At 71.7% G+C, this 14597-nt stretch carries 14 protein-coding genes and 2 pseudogenes; 4 read left to right on the top strand and 12 right to left on the bottom strand.

From position 1 onward, the window contains the following. The 7 genes and pseudogenes from AB0K00_RS37235 to AB0K00_RS37205 all read right to left on the bottom strand — a co-directional run. Positions 1–1052 (bottom strand): annotated as a pseudogene (locus tag AB0K00_RS37235) (hypothetical protein); the annotation flags it as partial. Then, positions 1049–2074, bottom strand: a complete 1026-nt coding sequence (gene pilM, locus AB0K00_RS37230) for a type IV pilus assembly protein PilM (protein WP_363530730.1) — start codon at positions 2072–2074, stop codon at positions 1049–1051. The pseudogene AB0K00_RS37235 and the gene pilM, both read right to left, overlap by 4 nt. 21 nt (positions 2075–2095) lie before the next feature. Then, positions 2096–2872: a prepilin peptidase gene (locus tag AB0K00_RS37225; protein WP_363530727.1), complete on the bottom strand. Its 777-nt coding sequence runs from the start codon at positions 2870–2872 to the stop codon at positions 2096–2098. Positions 2873–2950: 78 nt separating this feature from the next. Then, positions 2951–3436 (bottom strand): prepilin-type N-terminal cleavage/methylation domain-containing protein, encoded by a 486-nt coding sequence (locus AB0K00_RS37220; RefSeq protein ID WP_363530724.1) that lies wholly within the window; start codon positions 3434–3436, stop codon positions 2951–2953. Between the two features lie 83 nt (positions 3437–3519). Beyond that, complete coding sequence (locus tag AB0K00_RS37215; protein ID WP_363530721.1) at positions 3520–4752, bottom strand: type II secretion system F family protein; 1233 nt, start codon at positions 4750–4752, stop codon at positions 3520–3522. Between the two features lie 12 nt (positions 4753–4764). Beyond that, positions 4765–5850, bottom strand: coding sequence for a type IV pilus twitching motility protein PilT (locus AB0K00_RS37210; RefSeq protein ID WP_363530744.1), 1086 nt, complete (start codon positions 5848–5850; stop codon positions 4765–4767). A gap of 46 nt (positions 5851–5896) precedes the next feature. Beyond that, positions 5897–7567, bottom strand: a complete 1671-nt coding sequence (locus AB0K00_RS37205; protein ID WP_363530718.1) for an ATPase, T2SS/T4P/T4SS family — start codon at positions 7565–7567, stop codon at positions 5897–5899. Between the two features lie 189 nt (positions 7568–7756). Here AB0K00_RS37205 and AB0K00_RS37200 point away from each other — a divergent pair, with 189 nt between their 5' ends. Beyond that, positions 7757–8926, top strand: coding sequence for a hypothetical protein (locus AB0K00_RS37200; protein ID WP_363530715.1), 1170 nt, complete (start codon positions 7757–7759; stop codon positions 8924–8926). Positions 8927–8948: 22 nt separating this feature from the next. On the opposite strand, the gene AB0K00_RS37195 is transcribed toward AB0K00_RS37200, so the two are convergent. After that, positions 8949–9797, bottom strand: coding sequence for an NAD(P)-dependent oxidoreductase (locus AB0K00_RS37195; RefSeq protein WP_363530712.1), 849 nt, complete (start codon positions 9795–9797; stop codon positions 8949–8951). Between the two features lie 44 nt (positions 9798–9841). Further along, a complete protein-coding gene (locus tag AB0K00_RS37190; protein WP_363530709.1) occupies positions 9842–10435 on the bottom strand; it encodes a TetR/AcrR family transcriptional regulator in 594 nt (197 codons plus the stop codon). A gap of 104 nt (positions 10436–10539) precedes the next feature. On the opposite strand from AB0K00_RS37190, the pseudogene AB0K00_RS37185 reads away from it, so the two are divergent. Both AB0K00_RS37185 and AB0K00_RS37180 read left to right on the top strand, forming a co-directional pair. Further along, a pseudogene (locus AB0K00_RS37185) lies at positions 10540–10944 on the top strand (NAD(P)-binding protein); the annotation flags it as partial. Between the two features lie 172 nt (positions 10945–11116). After that, entirely contained in the window at positions 11117–11665 is a 549-nt protein-coding gene (locus AB0K00_RS37180) for an FAD-dependent monooxygenase (RefSeq protein ID WP_363530706.1), read from the top strand. Here AB0K00_RS37180 and AB0K00_RS37175 read toward each other — a convergent pair. Genes AB0K00_RS37175 through AB0K00_RS37165 form a run of 3 tightly spaced genes read right to left on the bottom strand, consistent with a single transcriptional unit; the run spans position 11614 to position 13460 of the window. Beyond that, positions 11614–12654 carry a winged helix DNA-binding domain-containing protein gene (locus tag AB0K00_RS37175; RefSeq protein WP_363530703.1) on the bottom strand — a complete coding sequence of 347 codons (1041 nt, stop codon included), beginning with the start codon at positions 12652–12654 and terminating at the stop codon, positions 11614–11616. The genes AB0K00_RS37180 and AB0K00_RS37175 overlap by 52 nt on opposite strands. A gap of 18 nt (positions 12655–12672) precedes the next feature. Then, positions 12673–13221, bottom strand: coding sequence for a Clp protease N-terminal domain-containing protein (locus AB0K00_RS37170; protein WP_363530700.1), 549 nt, complete (start codon positions 13219–13221; stop codon positions 12673–12675). Continuing rightward, positions 13221–13460, bottom strand: coding sequence for an HTH domain-containing protein (locus AB0K00_RS37165; protein ID WP_363530697.1), 240 nt, complete (start codon positions 13458–13460; stop codon positions 13221–13223). The genes AB0K00_RS37170 and AB0K00_RS37165 overlap by 1 nt, the downstream gene beginning before the upstream one ends. 62 nt (positions 13461–13522) lie before the next feature. Between AB0K00_RS37165 and AB0K00_RS37160 the strand changes: the two genes are divergently transcribed. Then, positions 13523–14497 (top strand): 2-oxoglutarate and iron-dependent oxygenase domain-containing protein, encoded by a 975-nt coding sequence (locus tag AB0K00_RS37160; RefSeq protein ID WP_363530694.1) that lies wholly within the window; start codon positions 13523–13525, stop codon positions 14495–14497. Positions 14498–14597: the final 100 nt, after the last annotated feature.

Raw genomic sequence — 14597 nt, 5'->3', positions numbered from 1 at the left:
GCGTGGGGCACCGCGGCGTTCGGCGCGGCGGCGTGCGGGGCGCCAGCGGGCGGCGCGGCGGCGGGCATGGTCGCGGCGGGCATGGTCCGGGTGGTTGCCGGGGGCTGCTCCGCCGGCTCCAGGGCCGGCCTCGGCGCCGGCCTCTCGGGGGCGGTGAACTGGACGCCCGGCAGCGCCGGGGGAGGCCCGCCGGTGGGCGCCCCCAGCTCGTCCGGCAGGGCTGGGAGCGCCGGCAGGGGCGGTGGCGGCGAGGCGTACCGGTCCGCGGGTGGCGACGCAGGCTGCGGCGTCCAGGTCGAAGCGGCGGGCGGCAGCGCCGTGGGCGAGGCCCAGGGCTGCGCCGGAGGTGTCCTGGTCTCGGCCGCGGTGGCCTGCGGTTCGGCGGTGCCGGGCAGGACGAGCTCGCCGGCGATGTACCGGGGGAACTCCCGCCGCGGCATGCCCGTCTCCGCCGCCGCCGGTGCGGCCTGTGCCGGCTGCGCTGTCTGCGCCGCCTGTGCTGTCTGCGAGACGAGGGTGTCCTCGCCGGCCAGGGTCTCCGCGAGCGGCGGCAGGTCGATCGGCGCCCGCGGGTAGTCCGCGGGCGGGTCCACCAGCGGCCACATCGGCGGGGGGCCCGACGGCACGACCGGCACGAGGCGCTGCTCGGCCGCCAGAGGCGTGTCCTGCCGCCAGCCACCGGGCAGCGGCCCCGTCAACGGATCGGTGAGCGGATCGACGGCCCGAACCGGCGCCGCACCGACCGGGTGCCCACGGTCCGGTTCGCCGTAACCGCCGCGGTCCGGTTCGCCGTAACCGCCGCGGTCCGGTTCGCCGTAACCGCCACGGTCCGGCTCGCCGTAACCCCCGCGGTCCGGCTCGCCGTGACCGCCGCGGTCGGGCCGGCCGTAGCCGCCGCGGTCCGCGGTGCTCGAGTCGCCGCGGGGCGCCCGGTCACGGTCGAGATCGTCGAGGTCGTCCGGGTCGTCGTCGCCCCAGGACGGCAGGACGATGCCGGTCAGCTTGCGCTCCGGCTCCTCCTCCCACCACGTGCCGCCGTTCGGGCCGGTCACGACGCGGCTCCCAGGGTCAGCCCGACCGACACCGCCGCCGAGGCGCGGATCTGCTCGAGACTGCCGTGCCGGACCCGTCGCAGGCCGCGTACCCGCATGACCGGGTCGACCGCGATCACCTCCACGTGCAGCTGGGCGTGCAACGCCTCGAGGAGGCCGGGCAGCATCGAGCCGCCGCCGGACAGGGCGAGCCGGCTGACCCGGGCCTGCCGGCCGCCGGCGGTGAGGTACGCGAACGAGCTGCCGATCTCGTTGATGAGCGGCCGGACCGCGTCCTTGAGCGCCGACGCGGTCTGCCCGTCGGTGTCGGTGCGCAGGCCGATGCGGCACTTGAGCTCCTCGGCCTGCTCGACCGGCACGTCGAGCCGGTCGGCGATGGTCTTGGTGATCTCGTTGCCGCCGCGGGGGATGGTCCGCACGATGAGGGGTTCGCCGTCGTGGTGCACGATGACGCTGGTCGCGTGGGCGCCGATGTCGACCAGCGCCTCGACGTGTTCGTCGAGCCGGGACGCGGCGCGCAGCAGCGCGAACGTGGCGAGGTCCACCCGCGCCACGTGCAGCTTCGCCGCCTCGATGGCCCGGATCGCGGCGAGGACCGGCTCCTTGGGCGCGGCGATGAGCAGCCCGCGGACCGTGTCGGCGTCGCCGGGCTCCTCCAGGGGGTAGAAGTCGATGAGCGACTTCTCCGGTGCCAGGGGCAGCGCGTCGCGGACCTGGAAGGGCAGCGCCTGGCGCATCTCCTTCGGCGGCAGGTTGGCCACTGTGGTCTCGCGCACGACGATCTGCTGGTGGGTGACGCCGAGCGCGACCTTGCGGCTGCGGAATTTGAACGTCGACCACAGCTGCTTGAGCGCGCCGGTGACGGCCTGCTCGTCCTGCACGGCACCGTTGAGCACGACCCCGGGCGGCAGCAGGATGTGGCCGAAGTTGCTGATGACCGGCCCGTCCTTGCTGTTGCTGGTCTCCGCCGCGCGGATGGACACCGTGCCGATGTCCAGTCCGATCAGGTTGACGGCAGCCATCGTGCTCCTTAGATAAAACCGTCAGGCGGGCAGGAGGATGGAGGTGTACCAGTCGGTGATCGGCGCCGCCGCGAACAGCGCGATCAGCGCCCCGGCGAGCATCGACGGGCCGAACGGCAGCGCGGTCTTGCGGCCCGCCCGGCCACCGGCCATCAGCGCGATCCCGGCGATCCCGCCGAGCAGGAACGCCGCCAGGGTCCCGACCGCCAGGGGCGCCCAGCCGAGCCAGCCGAGGTAGAGGCCCAGCACGCCGGCGAGCTTCACGTCGCCGAAGCCCATGCCACCCGGGTACACCAGGGACAGCAGCAGATAAAAGGTGAACAGCACCGCCATCCCGACCAGTCCCCGCAGCCCCGCCGACCAGTCCCGCTGCAGCACCACGGCCGGCAGGAACAGGGCGGGCACGACCAGGTAGGACGGCAGGACGATCGCGTTCGGCAGGCGCAGCACGTCGAGGTCGATGAGGGCCAGGGCGACCGCGATCGCGGCGAAGTACAGCCACGCGGGCAGCGTCGCCGACCAGCCGAACCGGGCGGCGACGGCGACGAACAGCGCCGCCGTGCCGGCCTCCACCAGGGGGTAGCGGACGCTGATCGGGGCGGCGCAGTCGGCGCAGCGGCCGCGCAGCAGCAGCCAGCCGGCGACGGGGACGTTGTGCCACGGCCGGATCGGCTCCGTGCACTGTGGACAGTGCGAGGCCGGCCGCAGGAGCGACGCACCGCGGGGGACGCGGTGGATGACGACGTTGAGGAACGACCCGATCGCCAGGCCGAGCACGCCGACGAGCGCGTACAGCATCCGCGTGCTCCTTCCTGAGAGAGTCGGGTGTGGCGGCCCGCGTCACCGCGGGCCGCCACATCGCCGGTCGGGGCCGGCTCAGCCGCTGGTGAGGCAGGTGTCGAAGGTGGCGGACGCGGCCTTCTTCACCGAACCGCCCTCGAGGCTGCTGTACACGTAGACGGTCTCGCCGTCCTCGTTCGTGCCGCAGATCCGGTAGGCGCCGCTACCGAGGTTCGTGAAGCCCAGCATGTTGTTCGGCGAGACGGTGGCGACCTGCGTGATGACGCCGGCTCCCGCGGACGCGAGCGTGAACGTGATCTTCTGGCCCGGGCCGGTGGACTTGACGTTGTCCGGGTACTTGTTGCCGTTCTCCGTGTAGAACTGCTCGGCGGCGCTGACCGCGGCGCGCACGTCGGACTCGGCGGACTTGTTCGCCGCGCCCTTACGGTAGTTCAGATACATGGGGACGGCGATCGCGACGAGTACGCCGATGATCACGACGACAACGAGGAGTTCGACGAGCGTGAATCCGCCGTCTCCGGCGGCACGCTTCTTCTGCATCCTGCGCAGCGTTTCCTTCATGGTGAGCCTCCTGCTCCTGCACGGGGTGTGGGTATGGCGAGGCTCCGCTGCCTTGCGCCAGTCATGTGCACCGACGTTCTTCTTCAGTTGCTCTGGATGTTCTGGTAGATCGAGAACATCGGCAGGTAGAGGCAGATGATCATCCCGCCGACCACGCCACCCATGACGAGCACCATGATCGGTTCGATGGACGCGGTGAGTGCCTCAGCCGCGCTGTCCACCTCTCGGTCGTAGAAATCGGCAACCTTTTCCAGCATCTGACTGATTTGGCCGCTCTCTTCGCCGACCTCGACCATTTGCACGACCATCGATGGGAAGATCTTGTGCGCGCCGAGCTGCGAGGACATCGGCTGGCCCTCGCGCACGGCGTTCTGCAGGTCGGTCATGGCGGCGGTGATCACGGAGTTGCCGGTGGTGGCGCCGACGACGTCCAGGGCCTGCAGCACCGGCACGCCGACGCCGAGCAGGGTGCCGAGGTTGCGGGAGAACCGGCTCAGCGCGATCTTCGTGAACAGCGGCCCGAAGACCGGCAGTTTGAGCTTCATCCGGTCGATCCACAGGCGCACCGCCGGATTCACCGCGGCCGCCTTGCGCAGCGACACCGTGGTCACGACCAGCACCGCTATGACGAGCGGCCCCAGCCAGTACAGGGTGTGGCTGGCGTTGACGATGATGCGGGTCGGCAGGGGAAGCTCACCGCCGAGCTGTTTGAACATCTTCTCGAAGATCGGCACGATGAAGATGAGCACCGCGCTGATCATCACGACGGTGAAGACGAGCACGATCACGGGGTACGTGAGCGCGCTCTTGATCTTCCCGCGCAGGTGCGCGTCCTTCTCGAAGTTCGTCGCGATGCGCTCCAGGGCGCTGTCGAGGAAGCCGCCGGTCTCGCCGGCCCGGATCATCGCCACCATCAGGGTGGGGAACACCTTCGGGTGCTTGGACAGGGCCCCGGACAGCGACGTGCCGCCCTCGATGTCGAGCCGTACCTCGCTGACCGCCTTCTTCAGGCCCGCCTTCTGCGCCTGGTCCTCCAGCACCGCCAGGGACCGCAGCAGGGACATGCCGGACTGCGTCATGGTCGCGAACTGCCGGGCGAAGACCGACAGGTCCTTCAGGGTGGTCCGGTCGCCGAGCCCGGGGACCCGGATGTCGCGTTTCATCAGCGAGTCAGCGCTGGTGATGGCGAGGGGGGTCAGGCCCTGCTGGCGCAGCAGCTGCGCGGCGGCCAGCTCGTTGGAGGCCTCGATCTTGCCCTTGCCGCGTTTCCCGGCCTGGTCGATCGACTGGTAGTCGTAGGTTTTCGTGGCGGTCATGTGCTTCTCACATCACATCCGGCCGGCGAGACGGCGGAACTCCTCCGCCGAGTGACACAGCTCCAGCGCCGTCTCGTAGGTGACGAGCTGCTGGCGGACCCGTTCGGCCAGGTGCTGGTCGAACGAGAGCATCCCTTCGTTGCCGCTGGACTGCATGAACGACGGGATCTGGTGGTTCTTGCCCTCACGGATCAGGTTCCGGATCGCCGGCGTGGCGAACATGATCTCCGAGATGATCGTGCGGCCTTGCCCGTCGGCGCGCGGGGCCAGGGCCTGCGTGACGACGCCCTGCAGCGCATTGGACATCTGCGCCCGGACCTGCTGCTGCTGGTGCGGGGGGAAGATGTCGATGACCCGGTCGACGGTCTGCGCCGCGCTCTGCGTGTGCAGGGTCGCCAGGACCAGGTGGCCGGTCTCGGCCGCGGTCAGCGCCGTCGACGTGGTCTCCAGGTCGCGCAGCTCGCCGACGAGGATGATGTCGGGGTCCTGGCGCAGCGCGTGCTTCAACGCCATCGAGAACGACGTCGTGTCCGCGCCCACCTCGCGCTGGTTCACCAGGCACCGCTTGTGTTCGTGCAGGAACTCGATCGGGTCCTCGATCGTCACGATGTGCGAGGAGCGCGTCCGGTTCGCCAGGTCGAGGATCGCCGCGAGGGTCGTCGTCTTGCCCGAGCCGGTCGGCCCGGTGACGAGGACGAGACCGCGGTGCAGATGCGCGAAGCGGGCCACCTGCTCCGGCACGCCGAGCTGGTCGAGGGGTTTGATGTTGTGCGGGATCGCCCGGAACGCCGCGCCGAAGGAGCCGCGCTGCGCGTACAGGTTGACCCGGAAGCGCGACACACCCTCGATCGCGTAGGCGAAGTCGAGCTCCTGGACCTGCTCGAAATGCTTCCACTGGCTCTCGTTGAGCACGGCGGCGCGGACCAGCATCTCCGTGTCGTCGGGGGTGAGGTTGTCGTAGCCCGGCAGGTAGCGCAGCCCGCCGTTGATCCGCACCGTCGGCGGCGCCCCGACGGTCAGGTGCAGGTCGGAGCCGCCGACGCGGACGAGCGACACCAGCATCGCGTCGAGCGAGGCGCGCTCGTCGCTGGTCACCATGGTCTCCACACGCGGCCCATCGGCAGGCGCCGCGATGTGTTGAGGGTTACACGGCGACCCGGACGACTTCCGGGATCGAGGTCTGCCCCTCGGCGGCCTTCGCCAGGCCGTCCAGGCGCAGGTCGACGAGGCCCTCGGTGCGGGCGACGGCCTGGATCTCGTGCGCGGAGGCCCGGTTGATCGCCAGCTTCTCGATCTCGGCAGACACCGGCATGACCTCGTGCAGGGCGATCCGGCCCCGGTAGCCGGTGTTGGCGCAGGACCGGCAGCCGACCGGGCGCCACAGGTGCGGCGGGGTGCCGAGCAGGTCGTACGGCCAGCGCGCCCCGGCCAGCTCCGCCTCGCTCGGCTCGTATTCGGTGCGGCACCAGTCGCACAGCCGGCGCGCGAGCCGCTGGGCCAGGACGCAGTCCACCGACGAGCCGACGAGGAACGGCTCGATACCCATCTCGACGAGCCGGGTGACGGCGCTCGGCGCGTCGTTCGTGTGCAGGGTCGACAGCACCAGGTGGCCGGTGAGCGCCGCCTCGACCGCCAGCTGCGCGGTCGTGCGGTCCCGGACCTCACCGATGAGCACCACGTCGGGGTCGGAGCGCAGGATCGCCGGCAGCACCGCCGCGAATGTCAGGCCCGCCTTGTGGTCCACCTGCACCTGGTTGACGCCGGGCAGCCGGTACTCCACCGGGTCCTCGACGGTGATGATGTTGACCGTCGGCTTGCTGATCTCGGCGAGGGTGGCGTACAGCGTCGTCGACTTGCCCGAGCCGGTCGGGCCGGTCACCAGCAGCATGCCGTGCGGTTTGCTGTAGGACGCGGCGAACCGCTCCGCGTTGGCCTTGCTGAAGCCGAGCTTGGACAGCTTCAGGTCCATCCCGCTGGTGTCCAGGACCCGCAGCACGATCTTCTCGCCCCACACCGTCGGCAGCGTCGCCGTGCGCAGGTCGACGGCCCGCCCGCTGATCTCGACCGTGATGCGGCCGTTCTGCGGGATGCGCCGCTCGGTGATGTCGACGTTCGACATGATCTTCAGCCGGGAGATGAGCGCCGACTGCACGTGCTTGGGCACCGTGTCGACCTCGTGCAGGACGCCGTCGATGCGGTACCGCACCCGCATGCTGTGCTCGCCCGGCTCCAGGTGCAGGTCCGACGCGCGGTTCACGATCGCCTGTTCGATGAGCGAGTTGACGTACCGGACGATCGGCGCGTCCTCGTTGATCGTCGTCAGGTTCGAGATGCTCGGCGCGGCCTCCGCCCGCAGGCTCTCCGCGACGTCGCCGAGGTCGTTCTCCTCCCGCTTCAACCGGTCGATGATCTTGCGCAGCTCGGAGCGTGCCACCACGACCGGCCGCACCGTGAGCCCGGTCGCGGCGCGGACGTCATCCAGCGCCAGGACGTCACCCGGGTCGGTGATGCCGACGGTGATCTCGTGCTCATTCAGGGCGATGCCGAGCACCCGGTGCTTCAGCACCAGCGCCATCGGGATCTTGGTGACCGCCGCCGGATCGATCGGGTAGCCGACCAGGTCCAGCGTCTGGATCCCGTACGCGTCCGCGGACGCCTCGGTCAGCTGGTCCTCGGTGACGATGTGGTCGTTGATGAGGACGGCGCGGATCGACCGGCCGGTGGCCTCCGCCTCCGCGGCCGCCTTGTCGACCGCCTGCGGATCTGCCCCGCGTTCCTTCAGCGCGTCCAGCAACGGACTGAACGTCTGGTACATCTCACCCCCGAGTCCTCACCGGCATCATCGGCACCGGTTCGGGTGACTTTCGGGAATCACCCCCGCCGGATGGACGACGCTCGTTGACGCGCCCCGGCGACGTGATGAGGATGCTTCGCTGTGTCGGTTGCCGTCGTCGAAGATCCGTTGCCCGGCAAAATCAGTGTGTGGCGCGCCAGATGGGTCCTGATGCGCTACGGACGTCCGCCCGAAGCCCCGCCCGAGGGAGTCACCGCTACCGGACACCTGCTCGCCCTGGTCGCCGAGGTCGCCGCGAGGGTCGGCGTGGCCGCCCCGGACGCCGTCCTGCTGACCGGCCACGGCGCCATCCGCTCCTGGGCCAGCCGCCGGCGCCGGCTCCTGCTCGTCGGCCTGCCGCTGCTGTACTGCCTGACCGTCGACGAGATCCGCGCCCTGGTCGCGCACGAGCTCGCCGTCGTCGACCACCGCCGCGCCCACCTCGTCGCGCGGCTGCGTGACCTGTACGAAGAGGCCGCCGACCCGTCCAGGGTCGAGCTGCCGCCGCGCGCGGCGGCCGTGCTGCGCGCCACCCGCGAGTTCGCCACCGCCCTGGAGCGCAAGGCCGATCAGGCCGCCAGCAGCGCGTCCGGGCTGCACACCGCCGCCCGCGCGGTGGTCAAGGCCGACCTGGCCGAGTTCGAGTTCGCCGACCTCGCCTTCGACCTGGAGGAGCAGGTCTGGCAGCACGCCGCCGCGGCCATCCAGGACGTCCACGACGGCTGGCGGGCCGCGATCCGCGCCGGCGCCGTCAACGCCACCGTCGACGACGACACCCGGACCGAGTTGATGAGCCGGCACCCCAACCTCGCCGGCGCCATCGCGCCGCTGACCGACGCGCATCTCGTGCTGCGGGCCGCGGACCTGGTGCCCGTCGACCCCCTGTCGGCCGCCGACGAACGGGCCCTGGCCCGGCACGTTCTGCGCCGCTCGCCGGCGGAGTGGACGACGTTCGCCGCGGTGCCGGCCACCGCCTGGCCCGGCTGGGTCGTCCGGCAGGCCCGCGCCGTGCACGACCAGGTCGCCACCCTCCTGGGCCGCCAGCCGACCGGCCCGGCGGAGGTCGTGCAGGTGCTGCTGACCCGCCTGGACGAGCTGGTCGCGGCGAACTGGCCGGCCCAGCCCGAACCGCCGACCGAACCCGAGGACCTCGACGCCACCCCGTCCGTGGTCGTGGTGATGGAAGCGGCGCTGACCTCACGCGGCTGGCGCCGGATCCACCCGGCCACCCCGGGCGTCCTGGTCTCGGCGTCGGGGATCGAGTGCAACCTGCACGAGCTGGCCGCCGCCCCGACGGCCCTGGCCGACCTCCTGGCCCTGCTGCAGGCGTCGCTCGACTGACGCGCTGCGGGGCCCGGTGCGGCTACCGCTGCAGCTCGGTGCGCCAGGAGTGCTGCGGTGCGTAGCCGAGGACCTCACGGGCCCGGTCGATGCCCAGCAGCGTCTCGAACCCGGTGAGCTCACGGGTCAGCGGCACGTCGGGGAAGACCTCGCGCATCAGCTCGGCGGACGGCCGGTCCATGATCGTGTCCGCCGCGGCGATCACGTACGAGCTGGCGCCCGTGACCGGGGCATCCAGGGCGAGGCGGCACGCGGCGGCGACGTCGCGCACGTCGACGTAACCCCACAGGTTCCACTTGCGCAGGTGCGGGTCGGACCAGTAGCCCGGGACCGCCGCGTAGTCGTCGGCGGCGTGCACGTTGGACAGGCGCAGCCCGACGAACGGGATGCCGCTCCACCCGGAGATCTCCCGGGCCAGGGTCTCGCCGACGACCTTGGACAGCGCGTAGGTCGTCGTCGGGAACGGGAAGTGCTCCTCGTCGACCGGCGCATACCGCGGGGGAGTGTCGAACGGCAGGCCGAGCGTCGTCTCGCTGGAGGACCACACGACCCGGCCGACCCCGGCCTGCTGCGCGGCGTGGAACACGTTGAAGTTCATGGTCGAGTTGCGGTTGAACGTGACGGCCGGCGGATACATGCCCGGCGCCGGGATGTTGGCCAGGTGCACGACCGCGTCGGCGTCGGTCAGCACCTCGACCGCCTGCCCGTGGTCGGTCAGGTCGGCGACCAGCATGGGCGTGCCGAGCTCGCTGAGGTGGCCGGCTTTGCCCACGGCGTCGGTCGCGACGACGTGGTGGCCGTGGGCGAGCAGGTCGGTGACGACCGCCCGTCCGGTCTTTCCGTGCGCTCCGGTGACGACGATCCTTGCCATGCCTACAGTCTCCTGCTTCCCGCCCACCACTGCGCAGGCGGGTCTCAGCCTTGCAGGCCGCGCAGGAGCAGGGCGGTCAGGGTGTCGATGGCCTCGTCGTCGGGGAGGCGGGGTTCGGGCGCCGTGAGGTGCGCGTAGGCGAACATGGCCAGCATCGCCCCCATCGCGTCGGCGACGACCGCCGGGCGGCCCGGTAGCCGGTGGCCGCGGGCCTCCAGGAACTCCAGGTGCTGGCGGAGCATGCCGGTGTCCTCGGCGAGCCGCGTGCGGGCCAGGCCGCTGAACGGGGCCTCCAGCATCGAGGACTGGAAGAGGGCGACCATCACCGGCAGGTGGGTCCGGAACGTGTGCCAGGCCGCGGCGACGTGGAAGCGCAGCTGCGCCTCGTCGGACAGGTCGTGGTCCGGGTCGTGGTCGGGCAGCGCGGAGTCCGCGGTGTCCTGCATGTCCGCGAAGAGCGCCTGCAGCAGCTCCTCCTTGCTCGCGAAGTGGTCGTAGAACGAGCCCACCGCGCGGCCGGCCTCGGCCGTGATGTCGCTGATCTTGGTGTTGAGGTAGCCGCGGGTGGCGAACAGGTGGCGGGCGGCGTCCTTGAGGGCGGCGGAGGTCTGGGCCGCCTTCTCCTTGCGCGTTGCCATCGCCATCACAACCTTGTCACGCCCCAGCTCTTGACGCCCGACGGTAGCAGCCCGTAAAACTGAATCGTAATTCACCGAATGCAGATTCACTAAGGAGTGCGGGCATGGAAGCCATGGTCATCGGTGGTGGGGTGGCGGGGCCGGTCGCGGCGATCGCACTGCGCCGGGTCGGCTGGGACGTGACGGTCTACGAGGCGTACACGGACCCGGCCGGGGACGTCGGGTCCTTCGTGAGCCTCGGCGACAACGGGCTGCGGGCCCTCGATGCGATCGGCTGCCGGGCGGCGGTCGAGGCCCGCGGCACCGAGCTGCCGCTGCTGCGGCTGCACAGCGGGCGGGGCAGGCAGCTCGGCGAGGCGTCCCGCCGCCGGGTGACCCTCATGCGCGGGCACCTGGTCGAGACGCTGCGCGACCTCGCCGCCGGTGCCGGGGCGAGGATCGTCACCGGCCGCAGGCTGGTCGACGTCGGCGCCGGCCGCACGGCCGTGTTCGCCGACGGAGGCACCGCGGGCGCCGACCTGATCGTCGGCGCCGACGGCATCCACTCGCGGCTGCGCACCGTCATCGACCCGGGTGCGCCGGTCGCGGGGTACGCGGGCCTGTGGACCGTCGGCGGGCGCTCAGCACACCGGGTGGACCCCGGCGCGTTCCACATCATGTTCGGCGCGAAGGCCACGATGGTTGTACGCCCCGACCGCCGCCGGCACGCTGTGGGCCGCCCAGGTGCCCGCGGACCGGCCACCCGCGGCCACTCCCGGGCGGGACGAGCTCGCCGCGCTGTTCGCCGGGGACCGCGGGCCGGCGGCGGAGCTGGTCCGGCGGACCGGGCAGTGGCATCCACGCACCGTGATGCAGGCGATGCCGGGTGGCGTGCCGCGCTGGCACCGCGACGGCATGGTCCTGCTCGGCGACGCGGCCCACCCGATGGGCGCCGGCCAGGGCGCCAACCTCGCCGTCGAGGACGCCGTCGTGCTCGCCAAGTGCCTGCGGGACGGGCCGGAGGGCGCGCTGCCGCGGTACGAGCAGCTGCGCCGCCCCCGCACCGACCAGATGCTGAAGGTCGCCGGCGCGAACCGGGACGCGAAGGTCGCCGGACCCGTCGCGGCCCGGCTGCGGGACGTCGTGATGCCGTTCTTCTTCAAGCGGTTCGCGGAGAAGGGCGGCGCCTGGATGCACGACTACGACGTCGAGTGGAACGCCGACAGCGCTTCGGCCTCCGCGTCGACCTGACGGCGCACCGACGCCGGCAGCTTCGCGAACGGCTCCCATGCCACGACGCCGCTCTTGTTCACCGTCCAGGTGCCGGCGACCTGGCCGTCGACGAGGAACGTGCCGATCGACTGCGGCATCCGTACATGGAACACCTTCGTGCGGTGCTCCTCCGGCAGGATCAGGGTCCGGCGGGCGTGTGCCAGGAGGGTCGCGTCGTAGGTCGGCAGGAACCGCACCGGCGCCGGGGTGTCAGGGTCCGGCAGCGGCTGGTCCGGCAGGTCGACGAGCTCCCGGCCCCGCTCGTCGCGGAACCGGCGCAGGTCCATCGTGGACAGGACCTTGGTGATGTCGGTGACGCTCAGGCCGGCCCAGTCGGCGATCTCGGCGCGGTGGGCCGGGCCGAAGCCGCCGAGGTACCGCCGCACGAGCAGCTCACGGGCCTCGGCGACGGTGACGCCGGTCGGCGCGACCCAGTCCTCCGCGAGCCCGAAGAGGTCGGCGCGGCGGCGGGCCCAGGTGCCGGACGGGGGCACCCGGACCATGTCGAGATACATGCCGACACCCCCGCGCACCTCCGCGCCGTAGAGCTGGTCGATCTCGGTCCGCCGCAGCGGCCGTTCCCGCAGCAGCGCCTCCAGGCCCTTCGCGGCCTCGGCGAGCTCCGCGGGCCCGACGTTGTTGCGGATGACGCGGTGGTACCAGTCGCGCCGGGCGTCGCGGACGGCGATCACGAACGGCCAGAAGTCGGACCGCGACACGAGGTGGATGGTGGCCCGCAGGAGGGTCGCCTGGACCACCTCGCGCGATTCGAGGAGCCGGGTCAGCGACTCCCGCTCGAACCCCTCGATCCGGGTCCACAGCCCGATGTACATCGAGGGTGCGTACTGCGCCTGCAACCCGGCCATGCGCTCCAGGACGGTCGCGGCGTCATCCGGTGCCCGGGAGATCAGCGACTGCCGCGCCAGCAGGGCGCGATTCAGGTCCCGCCACGTCAGTGTCCGCTCCATGCGGAGCAACGCTAACGGTTACGCCACGTCGCGCAGCGCGGCCCTCACGAGCTCCATCGTGCGCTCGTAGCTCATGCCCTGCTCGCGCAGCAGCCGGCCGCCGGTGCCACGCTCGTCGCGCAGGACGCCCAGCAGGAGGTGCTCGGTGCCGATGTAGTTGTGCTTCATCGACAGCGCGATCCGCAGCGACAGCTCGAGGGCCTTCTTCGCGTCGTTGCCGAACCGGTTGGACAGCTTGCTGCGCCGGAACAGGAACCCGCCGCGGCGGGGTGGCTCGGCCTGCTCCAGGGCGCCCGGCCCGAACGTCTGCTCGACGCTCTCGCGCACCGCGTCGAGGTCGATGCCGATGGAGCGCAGCGCGGCCGCGTCGTCGCCGGCGGCGAGCGCCGTGCGCAGCTCGTCGGCCTCGATGCCGCAGGCGTGCAGCACGTCGGCGGCGATCCCGCCGGCGCTGAACATGGCCAGGACCAGATGCTCGGTGCCGACCGTGCGGTGGCCGAGGGCGTCGGCCTCCTCGTGCGCGGTGTGGACCACCGTGCGGGCCCGAGTGGTGAACCGCTCGAACATCACTGCTCTCCCATCTCTGCGATCACTGGGTTGCGGCCGGCGTGCTTCTTGTGCACCGCCTGGCGCGACACGTCGAGGGCGTCCGCGATCTCCTGCCACGACCAGCCGTGCCGGCGCGCGTTGTCGACCTGGAGGTTCTCGAGTGCGTCGGCGAGCCGGCGCAGCGCGACCGCGGCCCGCAGTCCGATCCTTGGGTCCGGGCTGGCCGCGGCGTCGGCGAGATCGCCTGCTTCCGTCATGTGTCAACCGTAGTTGACAACCCGACGAGTGTCAACGTTGGTTGACAGATAGTCTCCGTCGCATGGACGCGCTGCCGGTCATCGACATCTCCGACCCCGCCACCGCCGCCCCCGGGATCGAGGCGGCCTGCCGCAGCAGCGGCTTCTTCTACGTGACCGGCCACGGCGTGCCGGCCGCGCTGATCGACCGGCTCGACACCGCCGCCCGCGCCTTCTTCGCACTGCCCGAGCAGGACAAGCTGGAGATCGCGATGGCCCGCGGCGGCCGGGCCTGGCGCGGCTTCTTCCCGGTCGGCGCCGAGCTCACCTCCGGCGTCCCCGACCGCAAGGAGGGCGTCTACTTCGGCACCGAGCTCGGTCCCGACGCCCCGCAGGTGCGCGCCGGGCTGCCGCTGCACGGCGCCAACCTGTTCCCCGCGCAGGTGCCGGACCTGAAGCCGGCGGTCCTGGAATACATGGCGCTGCTCACCGAGGTCGCGCAGGCGGTCCTGCGGGGCGTCGCGCTGAGCCTGGGGCTGCCGGCCGGGTACTTCGAGCAGTCCTACACCGCCGACCCGACCGTGCTGTTCCGGATCTTCCACTACCCGCCGTCGGAGCCCGGCAGCGACGAGTGGGGCGTCGGTGAGCACACCGACTACGGCCTGCTGACCCTGCTGCTGCAGGACGGCAACGGCGGGCTGCAGGTGCGCACCCCCGGCGGCTGGCTGGACGCCCCGCCGATCCCCGGCACCTTCGTGTGCAACATCGGCGACATGCTCGACCGGATGACCGGCGGCTGGTACCGCTCGACCCCGCACCGGGTCCGCAACCTCAGCGGCAACGAGCGGCTGTCGTTCCCGTTCTTCTTCGACCCCGACTTCAGCCAGGAGGTACCGCCGCTGCCCGCGACCGGGCACGCCGGCGGGCAGCGCTGGGACGGGCAGGACCTGCGGGCGTTCACGGGCACGTATGGCGCATATCTGGTCGGGAAGGTGGGCAAGGTGTTCCCAGAGCTCAGTGCCGGCACCCGTCACCAGGAGGCACCGAACATCGGTTAGACCCTGCAAAGGCGCTGTTCGGGGGCTGGCACGATGACGGGAGCAAACCTGGGGGCGGTGTACCTACCGTTTGAGTCACCACACCGCAACAGGAGGCCCC

The organism is Dactylosporangium sp. NPDC049525 (assembly GCF_040676755.1).
In the GTDB taxonomy this organism is placed as follows: domain Bacteria; phylum Actinomycetota; class Actinomycetes; order Mycobacteriales; family Micromonosporaceae; genus Dactylosporangium.
This window is presented reverse-complemented; position numbering and strand designations above follow the sequence as displayed.